Annotated in this window: 17 protein-coding genes; 4 read left to right on the top strand and 13 right to left on the bottom strand. The window is 34.8% G+C overall.

The genetic code is table 11. The annotated features are described in order from the left end of the window. Positions 1-30: 30 nt before the first annotated feature. Positions 31-1,323: a Xaa-Pro dipeptidase gene (locus AC1RNE_RS15700; RefSeq protein ID WP_492802073.1), complete on the bottom strand. Its 1,293-nt coding sequence runs from the start codon at positions 1,321-1,323 to the stop codon at positions 31-33. A gap of 176 nt (positions 1,324-1,499) precedes the next feature. On the opposite strand from AC1RNE_RS15700, the gene folP reads away from it, so the two are divergent. Continuing rightward, positions 1,500-2,333 (top strand): dihydropteroate synthase, encoded by an 834-nt coding sequence (gene folP, locus AC1RNE_RS15695; protein WP_492802072.1) that lies wholly within the window; start codon positions 1,500-1,502, stop codon positions 2,331-2,333. A gap of 57 nt (positions 2,334-2,390) precedes the next feature. Here the strand turns inward: folP and AC1RNE_RS15690 are convergent, their stop codons facing one another. Beyond that, entirely contained in the window at positions 2,391-3,125 is a 735-nt protein-coding gene (locus AC1RNE_RS15690; RefSeq protein WP_309912564.1) for an MlaE family ABC transporter permease, read from the bottom strand. Positions 3,126-3,228: 103 nt separating this feature from the next. Here AC1RNE_RS15690 and AC1RNE_RS15685 point away from each other — a divergent pair, with 103 nt between their 5' ends. Then, positions 3,229-3,903 carry an SDR family oxidoreductase gene (locus AC1RNE_RS15685; RefSeq protein WP_492802070.1) on the top strand — a complete coding sequence of 225 codons (675 nt, stop codon included), beginning with the start codon at positions 3,229-3,231 and terminating at the stop codon, positions 3,901-3,903. Between the two features lies 1 nt (position 3,904). Here AC1RNE_RS15685 and AC1RNE_RS15680 read toward each other — a convergent pair whose 3' ends face one another. From AC1RNE_RS15680 to AC1RNE_RS15655, 6 genes are all read right to left on the bottom strand, one after another. Beyond that, complete coding sequence (locus AC1RNE_RS15680; protein WP_492802069.1) at positions 3,905-4,369, bottom strand: hypothetical protein; 465 nt, start codon at positions 4,367-4,369, stop codon at positions 3,905-3,907. Between the two features lie 136 nt (positions 4,370-4,505). Next, positions 4,506-5,942, bottom strand: a complete 1,437-nt coding sequence (locus AC1RNE_RS15675) for a DUF1501 domain-containing protein (RefSeq protein ID WP_492802068.1) — start codon at positions 5,940-5,942, stop codon at positions 4,506-4,508. A 225-nt stretch (positions 5,943-6,167) separates the two neighbouring features. Further along, a complete protein-coding gene (locus AC1RNE_RS15670) occupies positions 6,168-6,743 on the bottom strand; it encodes a hypothetical protein (RefSeq protein WP_492802066.1) in 576 nt (191 codons plus the stop codon). A gap of 571 nt (positions 6,744-7,314) precedes the next feature. Next, positions 7,315-7,755, bottom strand: coding sequence for a hypothetical protein (locus AC1RNE_RS15665; protein WP_492802064.1), 441 nt, complete (start codon positions 7,753-7,755; stop codon positions 7,315-7,317). A 387-nt stretch (positions 7,756-8,142) separates the two neighbouring features. Then, positions 8,143-9,324, bottom strand: coding sequence for an AI-2E family transporter (locus AC1RNE_RS15660; protein WP_492802062.1), 1,182 nt, complete (start codon positions 9,322-9,324; stop codon positions 8,143-8,145). A gap of 319 nt (positions 9,325-9,643) precedes the next feature. Further along, positions 9,644-9,775, bottom strand: a complete 132-nt coding sequence (locus AC1RNE_RS15655; protein ID WP_492803660.1) for a lmo0937 family membrane protein — start codon at positions 9,773-9,775, stop codon at positions 9,644-9,646. A gap of 263 nt (positions 9,776-10,038) precedes the next feature. Here AC1RNE_RS15655 and AC1RNE_RS15650 point away from each other — a divergent pair, with 263 nt between their 5' ends. Together AC1RNE_RS15650 and AC1RNE_RS15645 are read left to right on the top strand one after the other, a co-directional pair. Further along, the gene (locus tag AC1RNE_RS15650; protein WP_492802061.1) at positions 10,039-10,977 is read left to right on the top strand and encodes a YihY/virulence factor BrkB family protein; all 939 of its coding nucleotides are present in this window, start codon (positions 10,039-10,041) and stop codon (positions 10,975-10,977) included. A 15-nt stretch (positions 10,978-10,992) separates the two neighbouring features. Next, positions 10,993-11,859, top strand: a complete 867-nt coding sequence (locus AC1RNE_RS15645) for a TspO-related membrane protein (protein ID WP_492802059.1) — start codon at positions 10,993-10,995, stop codon at positions 11,857-11,859. On the opposite strand, the gene AC1RNE_RS15640 is transcribed toward AC1RNE_RS15645, so the two are convergent. From AC1RNE_RS15640 to rpoN, 5 genes are all read right to left on the bottom strand, one after another. After that, positions 11,843-13,288 carry a two-component system sensor histidine kinase NtrB gene (locus tag AC1RNE_RS15640; protein WP_492802057.1) on the bottom strand — a complete coding sequence of 482 codons (1,446 nt, stop codon included), beginning with the start codon at positions 13,286-13,288 and terminating at the stop codon, positions 11,843-11,845. The genes AC1RNE_RS15645 and AC1RNE_RS15640 overlap by 17 nt on opposite strands. A gap of 11 nt (positions 13,289-13,299) precedes the next feature. Next, on the bottom strand, positions 13,300-13,743 hold the full coding sequence (locus AC1RNE_RS15635; protein ID WP_492802056.1) for a response regulator: 444 nt from the start codon (positions 13,741-13,743) through the stop codon (positions 13,300-13,302). Next, on the bottom strand, positions 13,740-15,782 hold the full coding sequence (locus AC1RNE_RS15630; RefSeq protein WP_492802054.1) for a PAS domain-containing sensor histidine kinase: 2,043 nt from the start codon (positions 15,780-15,782) through the stop codon (positions 13,740-13,742). The genes AC1RNE_RS15635 and AC1RNE_RS15630 overlap by 4 nt, the downstream gene beginning before the upstream one ends. Positions 15,783-15,832: 50 nt before the next feature. Further along, complete coding sequence (locus tag AC1RNE_RS15625; protein WP_492802053.1) at positions 15,833-17,302, bottom strand: sigma-54-dependent transcriptional regulator; 1,470 nt, start codon at positions 17,300-17,302, stop codon at positions 15,833-15,835. An 84-nt stretch (positions 17,303-17,386) separates the two neighbouring features. Continuing rightward, positions 17,387-18,844: an RNA polymerase factor sigma-54 gene (gene rpoN / locus AC1RNE_RS15620; RefSeq protein ID WP_492802051.1), complete on the bottom strand. Its 1,458-nt coding sequence runs from the start codon at positions 18,842-18,844 to the stop codon at positions 17,387-17,389. Positions 18,845-18,907: the final 63 nt, after the last annotated feature.

The following is an 18,907-nucleotide window of genomic DNA, read 5'->3' as shown; positions in this document are numbered from 1 at the left end:
ATGACATATATTACCCTTTTATAAAGTATTTTACTTCTTTAATTCATTTTTATAAGTAATTCCATCCTTCATCACAAATTTCACTTTTTCCAGAATTGTTACATTTTCCAAAGGGTTGCCTTCTACGGCAATGATATCTGCAAATTTTCCTTTTGCAATAGATCCAATTTTATCTTTCCAGTCTAGCAAATCTGCCGCATTGATAGTGGCTGCTTGAATAGCTTGAAGGGGGCTTAGTCCAAATTTGACCATATAAAAAAATTGTTTGGCATTCCACCCATGAGGGTACACGCCAGCATCCGACCCAAAAGCAATTTTTACGCCTGCCTTAGCGGCTTTCTCAAAATTTTCACGTTGAAGTCTGCCTACCAATCTTTCTTTTTCAATAATTTTTTGAGGATAACCCAGTTTGCCATATTCGCTCAAGATATAGTCGTCATTGTAAATATCAGCTACCAAATACGTACCATGTTGTTTCATAAGCTCAATTCCTTCTTCGTCAATAAAACTGCCATGTTCGACAGATGCTACGCCAGCTTTAATAGCCATTTTGATGGCTTGCGTGCCATGAGCATGCGCACAAGTCTTACGTCCCCAAATTTTTGCTTCATCTACAATAGCATTCATTTCCTCTTGCGTAAATTGAGGTGCTCCCACACTTTCTTCTTCTGATAAAACACCCGCACTAGCACCGAATTTTATGACATCTGCTCCGTATTTAACATTATATCGTACTTGTTTTCTTAATTCATCCACTCCATCGGCTACGCCACTCATTTGTTTAGGAAATTGCCATGATAGAAAGGGAGAAAAACCATTCAAATCTCCATGGCTGCCCGTTGAACCAATAAATAAGGTGGCTACTTTTAATCTTGGTCCGACTATCTCCCCATTATTAATAGCATTTCTGACCGCGACATCAACAAAGGCGGCAGCACCAACATCTCTACAAGCCGTAAAACCAGCCTCAAGTGTTCTTTTAGTAAAAATATGAGCCGTTACGGCATAGTCCATTGGTGTTTTTCTAAAAATATCTGCATAATAATCACCACTTGGTTGAGTAGTAATATGCGTATGACAGTCTATCAATCCTGGTAAAACAGTAGCATTGCTCAAATCAATGATTTCAGCATTTTTAGGAATGGTTAGGTTTGCGCCAATGTTCACAATGATATTGCTATCAATCAGAATAATTTGATTTTTTAGGACTTCTCCAGATACTACGTCAATTAGTCTACCCGCTTTTATTGCTTTAACTTTCGTTTGAGCAAGTGTAACATTAATAATTCCTAGAAAAAGAGCCGTAAATATTTTTAGTTTCATGATGGTAAGATTTCTTAAGGATAGCAAGATAAAATATATTTTTTGAATTACTATTCTCTCCAAATTTAGTATTTGATAAATTTTATCTGGAGTACTTTACCAGTACTAGACAAAATGACTTTACAATTTTATTTATCTTTGGTGACTTATATCCTTAAATAGTTTAATAAAAATGTATGAATATCAATTGCAAGGGTAAACTTATCGACTTATCTATTCCCAGAATCATGGGTATATTAAATATTACACCTGATTCATTTTATGCTAATAGTCGCTATGATGACTTATCGAAAGTACTTATACAAGTTGAAAAGATGCTTTCAGCAGGTGCTACCTTTTTAGATATTGGTGGACATTCTACCCGACCGGGGTCTAGGCCTGTTGATGAAGAGGAGGAATTATCAAGAGTACTGCCTGTAGTGGAAATTATTATCAAGCATTTTCCAGAAGCATTGATTTCTATTGATACTTTTAGATCTGAGGTAGCACTAAAATGTGTGGAAGCTGGCGCTATCATGGTAAATGACGTCGCTGGAGGCTTGTTAGATGACAAAATGTTTGAAACTGTCGCCAGTTTAAACGTACCCTATGTTTTGATGCACAGCAGGGGTACTCCAGAAACGATGCAACAAATGACTGATTATGATGATTTGGTGATGGATGTACTGGATGATTTACAACAAAAAGTGTTTCACCTACGCCAATTAGGGCAAAAGGATATTATTATAGACTTAGGCTTTGGTTTTGCAAAAACCATCAATCAAAACTATATTTTGTTGAATCATCTGAGAGACTTTGAAGTGATGGAATGTCCGATGCTTGTGGGAGTTTCCAGAAAATCAATGATTTGGCGCAAACTGGATATATCACCCAATGATGCATTGAATGCTACTACAGTACTGAATACCATTGCTTTGATGAAAGGAGCTAATATCCTCCGAGTGCATGATGTTAAAGAAGCAATAGAAGCCGTAAAATTGGTAGATATGCTATCAGTAGAAGAGAATTAACTACCGACGTCCTAACGAATTATTATTAAGCAACTCGTTAGGACGTGGAGGGATAAACTAAGCTGTAACAAGTAATTGAGCCAATAAGTAATCTGCAATCAATACAGCGATACAACTGTTGGTAACGGCTGCTGTACTGGCTTGACCAACTTCTAAAGCTCCTCCACTTGTAAAATATCCTTTAAAAGCAGAAATCGAAACAATCAGGAAAGCGAAAACAACTGATTTAATCAAGGCAAAAGGAACATTGAATGCATTAAATTCAAATTGAATACCTTGAATATATTCCTGAGGTGAGATTGCACCTGTTAACCAGCCAGCCAAATAACCGCCATATATAGAAAGGAAAGCGGCAAGAGTAACCAACATCGGGAAAACAATGATAGAAGCTACTACTTTGGGTAGTACCAAATATGAGGTAGAATTAATACCCATTACTTCTAAAGCATCAATCTGTTCCGTAATACGCATCGTTCCTAATTCACCAGCGATGTTGGAGCCTACTTTCCCTGCCAATACAATACCTGTGATGGTTGGGGCAAATTCTAGAATGGTTGAATCGCGAACAATTAAACTAATAATATAATGTGGAACAAAAGGGTTGTCTAAATTGGCAGCGGTTTGTACACAAGTAACAGCTCCTAAAAAGAAAGAAACAATTGATACAATTAATAATGAGCCAATTCCAATCTGTACGGCTTCATCTACGGTTAGCCTTGTATATACTTTGAACTTTTCGCGGTTCGAGAACAGTTTTCCTAAGAAAATAAAATATTTACCTATTATTGACATTCTTTCTGAGATTATTGAAGTATGAATACTTCTAGGATTAGAAAAGAATTTAAACCTTTTACAGATTAAACGACTTTAAGTTAAGATATAATAGACAAAGATAATGAACAAAACGATAGTAGTAACAGGTGGCACAAAAGGTATTGGTAGAGCCATCGTTGAAAAATTTGCAAAAGAAGGCTTTTTAGTAATCACTTGTGCCAGAAGTACTGATGATGATTTACCTGATAATGTACTTTTCTTCCAAGCTGATTTATCCAAAAAAGCAGAAGTATTGGCTTTTGCTGATTTTGTAAAATCTTCCACCCCACGCGTTGATGTATTGGTAAATAATACTGGCTATTTTTTACCAGGACAAATTCATAATGAAGAGGAAGGTACTTTAGAAACCATGATTGAGACCAATCTCTACAGTGCTTATAACCTCACAAGGGCTTTGGTAGGTGATATGATTACCCAAAAAGCTGGTTATATTTTCAATATTTGCTCGGTAGCCAGTATCGTTGCCTACACTAATGGGGGTTCATACTGTATTTCAAAATTTGCCATGTTGGGTATGAGTAAGGTTTTGAGAGAAGAGTTAAAACCTTATGCCATCAGGGTCACGAGCATTCTTCCGGGGGCAACTTTTACCAATTCTTGGGCTGGTGTTGAATTGCCCACCGAAAGATTTATCGCTTCTGATGATATTGCAACAGTTATCTGGACTGCCTATAGTTTACCTTCAACAACTGTTTTAGAAGAAATTGTAATGCGTCCGCAATTAGGCGATTTATAAATTATGGTGCTGGCGTCATTTTTACAGTGGCGTCAACATTTGAAATACCTAATTGTGGGAAAGATGCTTTACTGCTAAAGTCGAAGTTTTTATCAGTAAGTTGAATTACGGTTAAAGTGCCAGAACTGATTCCTGCAATGCTAACATCTGTAACTTCGATGGCAGTTTCATTATTAGTGAATTTCCAAGTACCATTGCTTGAGGTATTCCCATTAGTATCAATGGCTGTAACTTTACCGTCAGTTTTGAAACTTAATCTTACTTTAGATAAGTCATAGCCATTATTAGCTTGGTCTCTTGTATAAACAACCACTAAACCGCCAGAAGCGGAGGCTGATTGTACTTGCCAGATTGTGCTTGTGATATATTCTGTTTTGGTTTTAACAACTAAAGGGTCATCTTTTTTACAAGAAAAAGTTGTACAGAAAACCATTAGAGCTAATAAAGTAATTTTTAGATAAGACATTTGATATTTTTTTTGAATGCGTTTTTGATAAGTAACGCTGAAATGCTTCAAAAGATTTTAAATATAAATATAGACAAACGATTTTAGGCTACTTTAGCACATAAGCTTACGATTTTATCTAGAAAATAGGATACTTCTAAACCAAAATCGGCTTAACAACTTTTCCTGCAACATCTGTTAGTCGATAACGCCTTCCTTGATGTTTAAAGACCATTTTCTCATGGTCTATCCCCATTAAATGTAGTAGGGTAGCTTGAAAATCGTGTACATGTACGGAGTCTCGAACTATATTATATCCAAACTCGTCAGTTTCGCCATAAGTCATTCCTTTTTTAATCCCTGCTCCTGCCATCCAAATGGTAAAACATCTAGGATGGTGGTCTCTTCCATAATTATCTACTGTCAGTTTTCCTTGTGAATAATTCGTTCTACCAAATTCCCCTCCCCATACTACTAAGGTATCTTCTAACATTCCCCGTTGTTTTAAATCTTTAATCAAGGCTGCCGAAGCTTGGTCAACATCTTTAGTAATTTTCTTGATATTTTCAGGTAAGCCTCCATGATGGTCCCACCCTTGATGGTACAATTGAATGAATTTTACATCTTTTTCTGCTAACTTTCTAGCTAATAAACAGTTGGCAGCAAACGTACCAGGTTTGCGTGCATCCTCACCATACATTTGATAGATATAGTCGGGCTCTTTTGAAATATCCAAGGTTTCGGGTACAGACGTTTGCATCCTATAAGCCATTTCATACTGACTAATCCTTGAATTAATTTCAGCATCTTGTTCTTGCTTAAACTGCTCTTGATGCAATTTCCCTAGATAATCCAACATTCTTCTTCTTGAAGTTCTGTCCATACCGTCAGGGTCGTTTAAATATAAAACAGGGTCTTTACCTGCTCGAAACATTACTCCTTGGTGTTCAGAAGGTAAAAAGCCATTTCCCCATAATTTAGCATACAGCGGTTGGTCGTAATTATTAGAACGCGAAAGCAACACACAGAAAGTGGGTAAATTTTTATTATCAGAACCTAGCCCATAACTTACCCAAGAACCCATTGACGGACGCCCAGCTTGCTGATTACCTGTCTGGAAAAAGGTTACGGCAGGGTCATGATTAATGGCCTCAGTATGCATCGATTTTATAAAGGTAAGCTCGTCTGCTATCTGATGATGATAAGGCAATAAATCGCTCATCCAAGCACGTGAATTACCATATTGAGCAAACTGGAATTTGCCCATGGCCAAAGGAAAAGATTTCTGACTGGATGACATTCCTGTCAATCGTTGTCCTCCACGTACTGATGCGGGTAATTCTTGCCCAAACATTTGTTTAAGCTTGGGTTTATAATCAAAAAGTTCTAGTTGCGAAGGGGCACCCGATTGGAATAAATAAATAACTCGCTTGGCTTTTGGAGCGAAATGGGGTGTGCCATTGCCAGCCAAAGCCTCTAAAGGATTGATGATAGAACCCAAAGCGGTAGCACCCAAGGCTAAACCAGATTTGAATAGAAACTCTCGACGACTCAATTGGCGTTCAACGTCTTGAATATGTTCTTTAACATTCATCTTTTTATTGAATGAGTTATAAATTAGTCAACTATTATCACAGAATATGTTCTAGAGGTTAATGTTTGCTCAGATACTTTCAAGCAAGTAAATATATTAACTATAAATATAAAGTTTATCCTTGTTATAAGGGAAACAAGCTCAAAAAAGAAAGGCTTGCACTGATTTCAATGTGTAAGTACACAATGGAATCAGCGCAAGCCTTAGTTCAATAAAAAAAGCGTATTAATGTATTTTATAAGAAAGACCAAAAGATAAATTTGTTCCTCGCTTCCCAACAATACCAACATTTAAGTTGGCAAACACGCCTAAACTTTTGAAGAGGAACAATCTACCTCCTGCTTGTGCATAAAAGGCAGTTCCAGAAGCTTCCAGAATTTTCCCGTAGAGACCACCTACATAAGGGTCAAATTTACTTGGCTGCTTGCTATCTTCTCCTGAAAAGTGGTAATTTAAACCTACTCCCAAAAAACCATCTTCATAAATGCCATTTTTACCATACCATGTTCTGGCTTCTAAACCAAAGTTTCGGGCTAAGCCGAATTCTCCGGCCAACAATACAGGCAATAAATTATCCTTATATACAATACCGCCTTCTACGACCAATAATCCTCTATAGAATACTGGTGGTTGAATTTCTTCTTGTGTAACAACATTCGGTTTTGTTCCTTTTAAAACGGTATCGACCTCTACTACTACCGTTCGTTTAACAGTATCAGTCTTTTGTGCATGAATTGAGAACGATATTGATATTAATGAAATAATCAATAAGTGAGCTTTAAAGGCGAGTAAATTTTTCATAAGTTTTAGCGTTTATAAATTTCCTATTTAAACATTACATAAACTATACCAAGGTAAAATCATGTGATTTAGGGTAATTTTATTCCTATTATGAGGTAAGATAAATATTAATAATGAATTGTTGTTAGCTATTTCAAAAAACTTTTTACCCATAAAACAAAAAAGGAATAGCTCATAAAAGCTGTTCCTTTAACCAAAAACCCTAACTGCTTAATTAGTATTGTTATCTAATCATAGATTTCTCTTTAAAATAGTCGAACCAACTTCACATCTCAATCCTATCGACAAACTTATTGATTAAGTAAAAAGGCAAAGGGAGGATTCTCCCTATCCTTTATCGAATACCTAACCATTACTAAATTAATAATCTTTGAAAGTAGTTAATGCTAAGTTTTCAAGAAACAGGGAAATCCATACAATCTCCCTGTTTAACTATGCTATAACCACTTTTAACTTATTCATACTGGTTTGTATTTTGATATAAATATGGGAGTAGAGTTCCACTCCCCATTTATCACAATCTAACCACTATGAAAAAGACAAAATATCTTTGATGACTAGTCTGAAAGACTTATTGAATTTTCTCTTGAACTTTATCAATTTGCTTATTCAAATCTTTCTTAAATTCTTTCCAGTCACGTTTCTTTTCACTTTTTAACTCTTCTAATGATTTATCTAACTCATCAAGTGAATTTTTCAAGTCATTTTTCTTTTTTTCAATACGAGCTTTTTCTTGCGCTGAAGCATGTTTTATGTCTTCGTCAGCTTGTTTAAGCTTGATATTGATTTGCTCTTTGCTATAGTCAATCTTTGAAACCAAAGCATCTTTTTCAGATTCAATATTCTTACTCACGTCTTTAGCTTCTTCTTTCAACCCCTCAACAGTACTATCTGTTTTTTCTTTGACTGACTCTTGAGCATCTTGAGCTTTATCGGCTATATCTTGTTTCTCGCTTCTAGAACAAGAAAAAAATACCGAAACAATCATTAAAGCAATTACTGAATTTCTCATTGTATCTTGATTTTTTTTTGAACAAAAAAAATATACCAATCTAAAAAAAATTGAGCCTTCAAATAAACTGTGTATTAAAAGCCACAAATTAAGGTAATTTTGGGGAATTATGTAGAGAATTCTACACAATATTAATTTTTTTTGCGAACTTTTAGGTTCTATTGGTAAAACATCAGAAGATTTTAACATTTAATCTTTGTGTTGTACTAAAAAATATAAAAATTATATACCATCCCTTTTTATGATAAATCTGAGGTTAATTTTTTATACAGGTGAGGTTAAATTGCTACAATGTGGGAGAATTTTGTCTCTTTGCATACCCGTTTTACAAAAAAAAACGAATATCATAATGATACTCGTTTCTATTATATTGCTAAAAGCTTCACGCTAATTTTCTTTATCTACCTTCTTTTTTTTACCCTTCACCAACGATTTTACATCTTCAGTGGTTTCATTGATTGTTTCCACTAATTCTGGCACAAATTCTCTCATCTTCTTTTTCTTTTCTTCCATAATCCGATTGTGATCTGGCTCTCCTAATAAAAACCCAAATGGCTTCAAGTCTGTGATAGAATCGAATAATACTTTTAAGATTGCTATAGTAGGCAAAGAAAGAGCCATCCCTGCAATGCCCCAGAGAGCCGACCCAAGTAATAAAGCAACAATGGCTACTAAGCCGTTGATACTTATTTTAGACCCTACTACTTGTGGCGTAATAAAATTGCCTTCCAGAAACTGAACAAATATAAAAACGCCCGCTACTCCTACTGCATACATGGGCGAGTCTTTGGTGATTAATGCGATGATAATTGGCAAAATAGAACCTATTAGAATACCGATAAAGGGAATAATCAATAAAGCTGCTGCCAAAAAGCCAAAAAATATGGCATAGTCTATCCCCAAAGCCAATAACCCAACCGTATTTAAACTTCCTACAATGAAGGTAACCGTAATAAGGCCTTTTAGATAACTATGTACTACTTCATAAATCTTTGTCAGAACAGTATCTATCGCATACTTACTTGCATTTTTAAATACTTTATAGAAAAACAGTTTAAAGAAATCTCGATAATACAATAAGAAGAACATATAAATCGGAATCAAAGACAGATTACCAAGCATATTTCCTGTCATTGAAAGCGCCGAGGTAAATACAACACCTCCACTTGATAACATCCCCGTTGCATACTGACGTAGTTTGTCATTCTGGATTTTCCGTCCTACATGGAAGTGTTGTTCTGTCCATCTTTGACATTGCAAGAATAAATCCGTAAATCGTTTTTCTAATTGTGGAAACATTTCTGTAAAACTAGCAATTTGTGTAGAGGCCAACCAGATAACGCCAGCAGAAATTACTAGAAAAAGAAGCAAGGCTATTGTTACGCCTGCGACTCTGCCCAAGCCAATTTTTTCTAACCAGTTAGATATTGGGAACAAAGCCATTGCCAGAATAACTGCCACATAGAAAGGCACTAAAATATCTTGTAGAACCACTAGCCAATACACCAATATGGTTACAGATATCAGTGAAAAAGCAAATTTTATAATGAAAGGAAATCGTTGAGCCATCGGAATAGGTTTTATTTAATACAGCCAATCTAGCTGATTTTTGAATTTAATGTCTTAAGTTAAATCATTTTATTACTCGCAAAAAAAAAGGATTGTAAGATAATACAATCCTTATATGTTTTTAACATATAACTGTTTAGCTAGCGAAATTCTTAACATTTATAACTTATTAACATGTAAACTCTTTAAAATACAGCAATGTTTAGCATTTTAACCTTAGTAGTACTATTTACGTATTTATATTTTCAATAGAAGCACTCAATTTCCTAGCAAAGAAGAAATAAAAGAGAAATTTTAATTCTAAAGAACATTACAATAATCACATCTCTTCGCGAATAATTGATATCAGCACTGTAATTAAAGCAAATACTAAAAAAACGTGAATTAATCCATTTATGCTAAACATAAAAACGCTGATTGCCCAACTCATTAATAGTAAAAAGGCAATCATGGAAAAAACATTTTTCGCTAAGGGGGCTATAATTAAATTATACATACAGACAATTACATATTGGGTTTCAATTACTTAATACGTAATTAATCGTTAAAAGGTAACATTTGTTAAGCATTTTCATTAATTAAATTTTAATGCCACAAATAAAAGGCAAAATCCCCTTTTAAAAGGCTAAAAATGTGGAAAAATATCTACATTTTTATACAACATATAATGGCATTATAATATTAGCAGATTAGTAACATCAAAATAACACAACTATGAAATATACCTTAAAAGATAAATTCAAAGAATATACTAGTTTTGCGGGAGAAGTTTTTGGTGAGTTCTCCAATGATAATGCTACCAAGCTGAGTGCCTCTTTATCTTATTATACTATTTTTTCGCTTGCTCCCATGCTTATCATTGTTATTTCAGTGGCAGGCATTTTTTTTGGCAAAGATGCCATAAGAGGAGAACTTTTTGGACAAATAAACCAACTGATTGGAAACTCAGCAGCTAAGCAAGTACAAGAATTGTTGAAAAATGCAGAAAAGTCGAATCAATCGGGTTTTGCTGCCATTATTGGTTTTGTCACACTACTACTAGGAGCAACAGGGGTTTTTGCAGAAATTCAAGATTCTATCAATTATATCTGGTCGTTGAAAGCCAAACCTAAAAATAGTTGGGTAAAATATCTTGTCAATCGTTTTTTATCTTTTTCACTCATCATCACACTAGGTTTCCTTCTATTGATTTCCTTAACAATCAATGCCCTATTAGGTTTGTTTGACACACAATTACAGCGGTATTTTGAGAGTAGCTTTACCGTATTTCTTTTCAGCTTAATCAATGTTATAGTCATTTGGGGAATCATCACCCTCCTCTTCGGCGTAATCATTAAAGTATTGCCCGACGGTAAAATTTCTTGGAAAGATACCCTGATTGGAGCTGGTCTTACTTCCTTATTATTCATGGGAGGCAAGTTTTTGATTGGTGTTTATCTAGGGCAATCGGCAGTTAGTTCTACTTTTGGCGCTGCTGGCTCAATTGTTTTAATTCTATTATGGGTGTACTACTCGTCTATCATTCTATATTTTGGGGCAGAATTCACCAAAGTATATACCCGCCGTTATGGCACGCCAATAGAACCTAATAGCAATGCTGTATTTATCGTAAAAAAAGAGCTTGAAGTAAAACACCCACCAGTAGTTAACTAATAAATCTTAAAAGTTATGGAAGCTGTATCATTAAATCCTATAAAAATAAAATCATTACAAGTACTGAATTTTATCTTCTTTATTGTAATGGTAATCATGAATGGTTTAGCCAATGCTCTACCACTCAATGGTAAAACAACTAAGGAATTGTCAGATCAATATCCTAATTTGTTTGTGCCTGCTAGTATTACTTTTTCTATCTGGGGAGTAATTTATTTTCTCTTATTGCTTTTTTGCATTGTGCAGTCAAAAAGCCTTTTCCAGAAAAAGCCAGATGCTACCATTGGTTTCGTAGTAGACGAAATTGGCTTTTGGTTTATCATCAATGCTCTTCTTAATTCGCTATGGATTTTAGCTTGGCATTACGAGTATTTGATAGTATCAATGGTTATTATGCTTGGTATTCTGGTTTCATTAATCAAAATCAATTACCATATAAAAGCCACTCAGTCGTATCTTAGAGGTGCTACAAGATTTATCATAAAAGCATCGTTTGGCATATACTTAGGCTGGATTTGCATTGCTACAATCGCCAACGCCACGGCTTGCTTCGTAGGTTTTGGTTGGACAGATGGTTATATCTTAGGACAATCATGGGCAAGTATCATGATTTTGGCAGGGAGCTTTATTACTTTCTTGCTGGTAATTGATTTGAGAAATAGTTATGTAGGATTCGCAGGCATTTGGGCGTTGTGTGGTATCATCCTCGCTCGTTATGATGATACCATCTTCTATCAATACATTGTTTTTAGCGCTGTTTTAGGGATTGTAATCATCATTGTGAGTATCGTAATGGCGTCAACGATTCTATTGTTTTCTTCTAGGAAGAAACTCCCAGAACCACACAATCACAATACTCACAATACTACGATACCTGAGTAAAGGTAACCGTAAATTTTGTACCTTTTTCTAATTCAGATTCCACCTCTACCCTCGCTTTATGAGATTGTATAATGTTGAGGGTAGCGGCCAAACCTAAGCCAATACCATTGTTTTTTGAAGTAAAATAAGGCTCAAAAAGGCGGTCAATATGTTCTTGACTAATACCCACTCCGTTATCTTCAATCGTAACGATAGCAAATTTACTCCTTTGGGTAGCCTTAATTTTCAAAATGCCCTCTCCTTCTTTCATAGCCTCTACCGCATTAATAATAATGTTGAGTAGGGCTATTTGAATTTTGGCTTTGTCAACATCAATCCAAATATCTGAAGAGTAATCGGTGATTAATTGAATATTCTTTAAGTTAATTCTATCTATTGCTTGTTCAATAGTGCTATCTAAAATTTCCTGTAAAGTATATCTACTAAAGGTTACTTCTGATGGCCTAGAAGTATTCAATAATTCAGAAATTAAATCATTTATTCGCTGACTGTTTCTTCGGATAATATCAATAAAGAATTTGGCATCTTCGGCATCTTCATCAAAATCAACTTCCATTTGTTCAATCGAAAGGTTGATGTTTGTTAAAGGATTACGAACTTCGTGGGCCAAAGTGCGTACTAAACGCCCAGTAGCTGCCATTTTTTGATAGAGTAAAGAATCGCGTTCATCTTTCTTTCTAGACGTAATATCATGAATGATTCCGAGGTAATACGGATTACCATCGCTATCTAACTGACGATTACAGTGAATAGAACATTGTTTTTTCTCTCCAAATTTAGTTTCTAATAGTACTTCAAAGTCGCTGATTTCCCCTTGAGATTCCAACTTATTAATAAATTGGCGACGGTCTGTTGCATGAACAAAGACAGAATAGCTTTTTAGGCGATAGAGCTCCTCTTCGGTATAGCCGAAAAGTTCAGCAGTTGAAGGGGTAAAATAATTGAAAGTGCCATCTAACCGAGCGGTAAAAATGGCTTCCTTGGTTTGGTCAAAGATATTTCTATACTTACGCTCACTTTCACGCAGGGTCGAAAGTGTATTAGCTCTTTCCAGGGCATAACGGATGCATCGTTCTAGCTTGTCAGCATCTAAATCACTTTTTACTAAGTAATCAAATGCACCAAGTGACATTGCTTCTACATCAATGCGTTTATCGCCTTTCCCTGTCAATAAGATAACAGGAGCTTTTAAGCCATGATCAGTACCAGCTTTTAGTAAATCAAGACCTGTTTTAGAACCCAACAAAAAGTCGAAAAAGCATAAATCATATTGCTTATTTTTGATTTTTTCTACGGCATTCTCAAATGAAAAAGCCCAATCAATTTCAAATTTTTGAGTTTCAATATCTCTTAGATAATCTCTTGTAAGCACAAAATCATCTTCGTCATCATCAACTAGCAATAATTTAATCGTAGTATTCTCTCTCATATTTTATTTTATCAACTTGGCAACTGAATAATTTCAAACCAATACTTTCCAATGGTACGAATGACCTCTATAAAACGCGTAAAAGTTACGGGTTTAGATATGAAGCTATTCACACCTAAATCATAACTTTCGATGACGTCTATGTCTGACCTAGAAGTAGTTAATATAATGATGGGTATTCTACATAAATCAGGGTCAGCTTTTATAACTTTAAGGGCATCTCTCCCATCCATTTTGGGCATATTCAAATCTAAAAGGATAACGTCGGGGCGTGGATTTTCAATTGGATCTTTAAATTTGCCATTACCCTTTAGATAGTCCAGTAGTTCAATACCATCTTCTACAGACTTTACTTGATTTATTACATTATAATCATTTAAAGCTTCTTGAGTCATTATTCTATCGTCTGGATCATCATCTGCGATTAGAATAACTATACTTTTTTTGTGATTCATAATTTTTTCGTTAAACTATCTGGGTGGGTAGGTAAAAATATTGTAAAAGTAGCCCCTTCGTTTGGCTTACCTTCAGCCATAATTATTCCTTGATGGTTTTCTACAATCTTTCTACAAATGGCCAACCCTAATCCTGTTCCATCAAATTCCGCTCTACCATGTAATCGCTGAAAAATCACAAAAATTCTTTCAGCATATTCCTGCTCAAAACCAATCCCGTTATCTTTTACCGTAATTTTATAATAGTCCTTATTCTTGTAGTCTAAACCCAACTTGCTTAATTCTCCTTTGTTTGCTTCTTTTGCTTCAATGCGTACTTCTGGAGTATGGTTCGGTTTAACAAATTTCAATGCATTACTGATTAAATTTTGAAACAATTGGTGCATTTTCGGCACAGAGGCTTCCAAAATCGGCATCTTGCTTACAGATACATTTGCATTGGTTTCATTAATTTTTATTTCTAAATCACTCAACACATTTTCAAACGTTTTGTTGAGGTCTAAACGCTCAAAAGTTACCATCTTTCTTGATAAACGAGAATATGAAAGAAGGTTCTCCATCAATGCCTCCATTCTATGGGCAGAATCAATCATTCTTGAAAGATAAAAACGCCCATCATCATCAAGCTGATGACCGTATTTTTGTTTGAGTCTATCGCCAAAAGCTGTTATTTTTCTAAGAGGCTCTTTTAAATCATGTGATGCTACATAAGCGAATTGTTCTAATTCTTGATTGGTCTGATTAAGCTCGTCTAATTTCTTTTCAAGCTCTTTTTCATACGCTTTCAACTCTGTTACTTCAACCGTATTACCGATTAATTTCAGGGCATTTCCTTCTTCATCAACCGTTACCCACCCTTTGGTATGTACATCTTTCGATACTCCATCTAAATCAACGATTTTATGTTCAAAAGAATAAGGTTCTTTATGAGCTATGGCATTGTGAAGAACATTTTTAACATTTACTAAATCCTCACTTGGCATTCGGGTGTAACAAAATTCCACATTAAGCCTAGCAGGAAGTTTAGTAATATCACTTCCAGCATATAGTTTTTTTAATCCATCAGAAAACTGTACTTCATCTTTTTGTACATTCCATTCATAACTTCCGTAACTCATCATAGCTTCCGCCTCTTTGAATAAGTCTTTGCTTTTTCTAAGTTCATCATAAGCGTTAGACAACTCGTCTACCTTTGATTCTAGCTCTTGCTTAATTTTTGTTATTTCGGTGATGTCATGCGAAGTACCTAGAACACGAATTATTTCTCCTTTTTCATCTAAAAAGCATTTACCTCGCACTGCCATTTGCTTGATATTGCCTTTATTATCTGTCATTTCATGCTCGTACTCATAGATTTCTTTTCTCTCATCTAAGGCATCCATAGATACCTTAATCACCCTAGTGATATCTTTTGGTGAAATATGTTTTTGATAAAACCCATAAGGCATTAATGAGTCTTTAAAATCTTTTTTGTCATACCCAAACATTTCGTAAAGGCCATCAGACCAAATCACAAAATTATCACCTACCCACCATTCCCAACTGCCATAGTTAAATAACTTTTCGGCGTCATTTAATTGATTTTGTACTTGTATTGTTTTTTCAACCAGTTCGTTCTGAACAGTAATATCATCTGCCAAAATCATTAATACACTTGGTATATTTTTATCATCCTTTTTGGTTAAGGTAATTTTATTGCTAACTGTAATTTTTTGTCCATCTTGTGTTTTTATTTTCAATACAAGCGTTTGGCTATCATTAACGGAAGCTTCGTTAAAAGAGTCTTTCAAAAATTGGAATAAATGCTCTACAGAGGTGAAATTTATGATTGGGAATACCTCCGTATCGTTAGAGAATAATTCTTCAGCAGAATAGCCTGAAACAACGTTATTTCGGGTATTTAAATAGATAGCCTTTTTATCTGTTAAATCTAACAGATATACAAAACTAGGAATGGCTTGTAAAAAGCCATTAAAGATATCTGATTGGCTATCAGTATCAGTTTTAAATACTTCTAACAAATATTTGGGTACATCCATTAATTTATTCGTATTTAGGGCATTGTTAAAATAGATATAATAAGAAGTACTTATAATTCAAACACCTTCATTTTGTTATAAAGGGTTTTTCTATCAATCCCTAGAATCCTGGCAGCTTTACTTTTGTTAAAGTTTACTTCTTTCAACACCTTCAATATCATATCATATTCAGCTTCAATAGCCGCTGATTTTAACGAAGGTTTTGAAAATATTTCTGCTGGTGATGTAGTTTCTTGAATCTCATGAACAGGCTCAACAGGTTGTACTGGTGTTGCAATGGGTGTTGGGGTTGAGGTTTCAGTAAATAATAATTTAGCGTAATTTGAGATTTCAAAAGGAAGCGTTTTTGATTCAATCCATTCTCCATCAGTTAGCAAAGTGGCTCTTTTTATTACATTCCTCATTTCACGAAGATTGCCATACCATGCATAATTCATAAAATTATCAATTACATCAGGACTGAATCCTTTTACCTTTTTCCCTAGTTCTGCATTGGTTTGATCTAAGAAAAACTTGGCGAAAACCATAATATCCGCCTTACGGTCACGTAATGGCGGTACATCAATGCTGAATTCGTTAAAACGATGGTATAAATCTTCTCTGAATTTTCCTTTTTTTGATGCCTCAATCAGTTTTTCGTTTGAAGCCACTAAAATTCTGACATCTAAAGGAATCTCTTTGGTCCCTCCAATTCGTTTCATTTTTCTCTCTTGCACAACCCTTAACAAAAGTACTTGGACTTCATAAGGTAAATTAGCAACTTCATCTAAAAAAATTGTTCCACCATTAGCCATTTCAAAGTGACCAATCTTCTGATTCAAGGCTCCAGTGAAGGCTCCTTTTTCATGTCCGAACAGTTCTGACCCTGCTAAATCCTTAGAAATAGCCCCACAGTCCATTGCTACAAATGGCTGGTTAGCTCTTTTACTATGCAAATGTATTTCTTGAGCAATCGCTTCTTTTCCTGAACCACTTTCTCCGTAAATCAACACACTATAATTAGTGGGTGCTACCAATTCAATCTGACGAATCAAGAATTTTGATTCAGCGCCATCTCCAAAAATATAGTTGGCTGGTTTAGAAGTTTTCTTTTTCGTAGATGTGCTTGCTGCTCCTTCGGTTTCTTCTCCTAAATCTTGCATGCTACCTTTTTCAGTTTCTACACTTTCTAAGGCTTTCTTGATTGTCAGCAAGATTTCATCAGGGAATAGTGGCTTTGTGATATAATCATAAGCCCCCATTTTCATCACATTTACGGCAACCTTTATATCCGAATAACCCGTGATAATTAATACAGGTACAAAGGGAAATTTCTCTTTGATTTTCACGAGTATCGTACTACCATCAGTATCGCCCAATCTAAAGTCAGTCATGATTAAATCTGGTCTGAACTCCTGTAATAAATTCAACCCAGTATTACCATCATGCGCAATGGCTACTTCATAATTGTTTTTTGTCAAAAAACGACGAAGTAGTAAGCATATATCAATATCATCGTCAATTACTAAAATCCGTTGCATAGTTCTATTGTTAAGTAAAGAGATAAAAAGTAATATTAAGATAGATAGTGTGTGTACTTCTTAATTATTAGAATCTCTAGTTTATTATAGTTGTCTTCTTAGTTGTGCCGAAGAAATATTCAAATTTTCGCGATATTTAGCTACAGTTCTTCTTGCAATATTGTATCCCTGTTGTGCTAATAATTCCATTAATTGAAAATCATTAAATGGGTTTTTCTTATTTTCATTCGATATTAAATTAGCAATAGCCTGCTGAATCTCACGGTTTGAAACTTCCCCTCCAGAATCCATACGAATTCCTTCAGAAAAAAGATCTTTTAAATTAATAATTCCAAAAGGTGTCTGAGCATACTTACCACTTGTTACCCTTGAAATAGTTGAAATATCCATGCTAATTTGAGTAGCAACGTCTTTCAAAATCATTGGGCGTAAACTGCTAACATCTCCGTTTTTAAAGAAATCTTTTTGAAGATAAACAATCGATTGCATCGTTTTGAGCATCGTCATTTCTCTTTGTTGAATCGCTTCAATAAGCCAGTTAGCAGAGCTTATTTTATTGCTTATGTACTGATTTGCCGCTTTATCTTTATTTGAAGTGATAGCATTGGCAAAATCCTGATTAATTTTCAAGGACGGAATTCTACTATTATTTAAGGCGATATCTATCTGAGTATCTCCATACATATTGGTTTCATAAGTAATAATATAGTCTGGAATGATATTGTCTTTTACAGCAATAGAAGATGTTTCTCCATCAATCACAGGCTTAGCATTCAAGGCAGTAATTTGTGCGAGGGCAGCTTTCAATTCATCCGAACTTACTTCTCTTAAACGCATAATTTTTTCATAATTACGCACCGCCAATTCGTCCATATTAAACGCTACAATATCAATCGCTAAAGATACGTCTTGTCCTCTTTCTTTTTTATATTGAAGCTGTCTCATCAAACACTCCTGTAAATCTGCCGAAGCAATGCCTACAGGCTCCATCATTCTCAATACCTTTAGTAATTGTTCTACATCGCTGGTATCTACAAAAAGTCCGTTAGCAAAAGAAAAATCATCTGCTATTTCCTCTGATGAGTAAGTCAAAAATCCCTCATCTGTTAAAGAATCAATGATATAATCTATTAAAACAGATTGCTTTTCATTTAATGGTAAAAAATGAACTTGACTTTTTAATTCATCTCGCCAGTCGGTATTTTGTGCGATGGGCAAGCTATATAGTTCGTCGTCCTCACTATGATTATTTACCTTTGTTTTATAATCAGGAATATCGTCATGGGCATACTCATCCCAGTCTGCATAGTCATTGTCGGGTTTAACAATACTTTGAAAATCATCTACTTCGCCATCTTTATCAAAATCCTCTGAAGAGTCCTCATTAGCTACAGCTCCTTCTTCTAACAAGGGGTTTTCTTCCAACTCATTTTTGATACGTTCTTCCAACTCAAGTGTTGATAATTGCAAAAAATTAAGCATTTGTATTTGCAAAGGCGTAATTTTGAAAGTCTGTCTCTGGCTCTGAGATAAATTCATCATGGTGATATGGTTTTTAGGAGTGACGACTACCTATTTTCAATTAATGAGCCGTAAATTTGTTTT

The organism is Arcicella sp. GW822-FHT02H01 (assembly GCF_058802005.1).
Note: the sequence above shows the minus strand (reverse complement) of the source record. Positions and strands in the feature narration are given on the sequence as shown.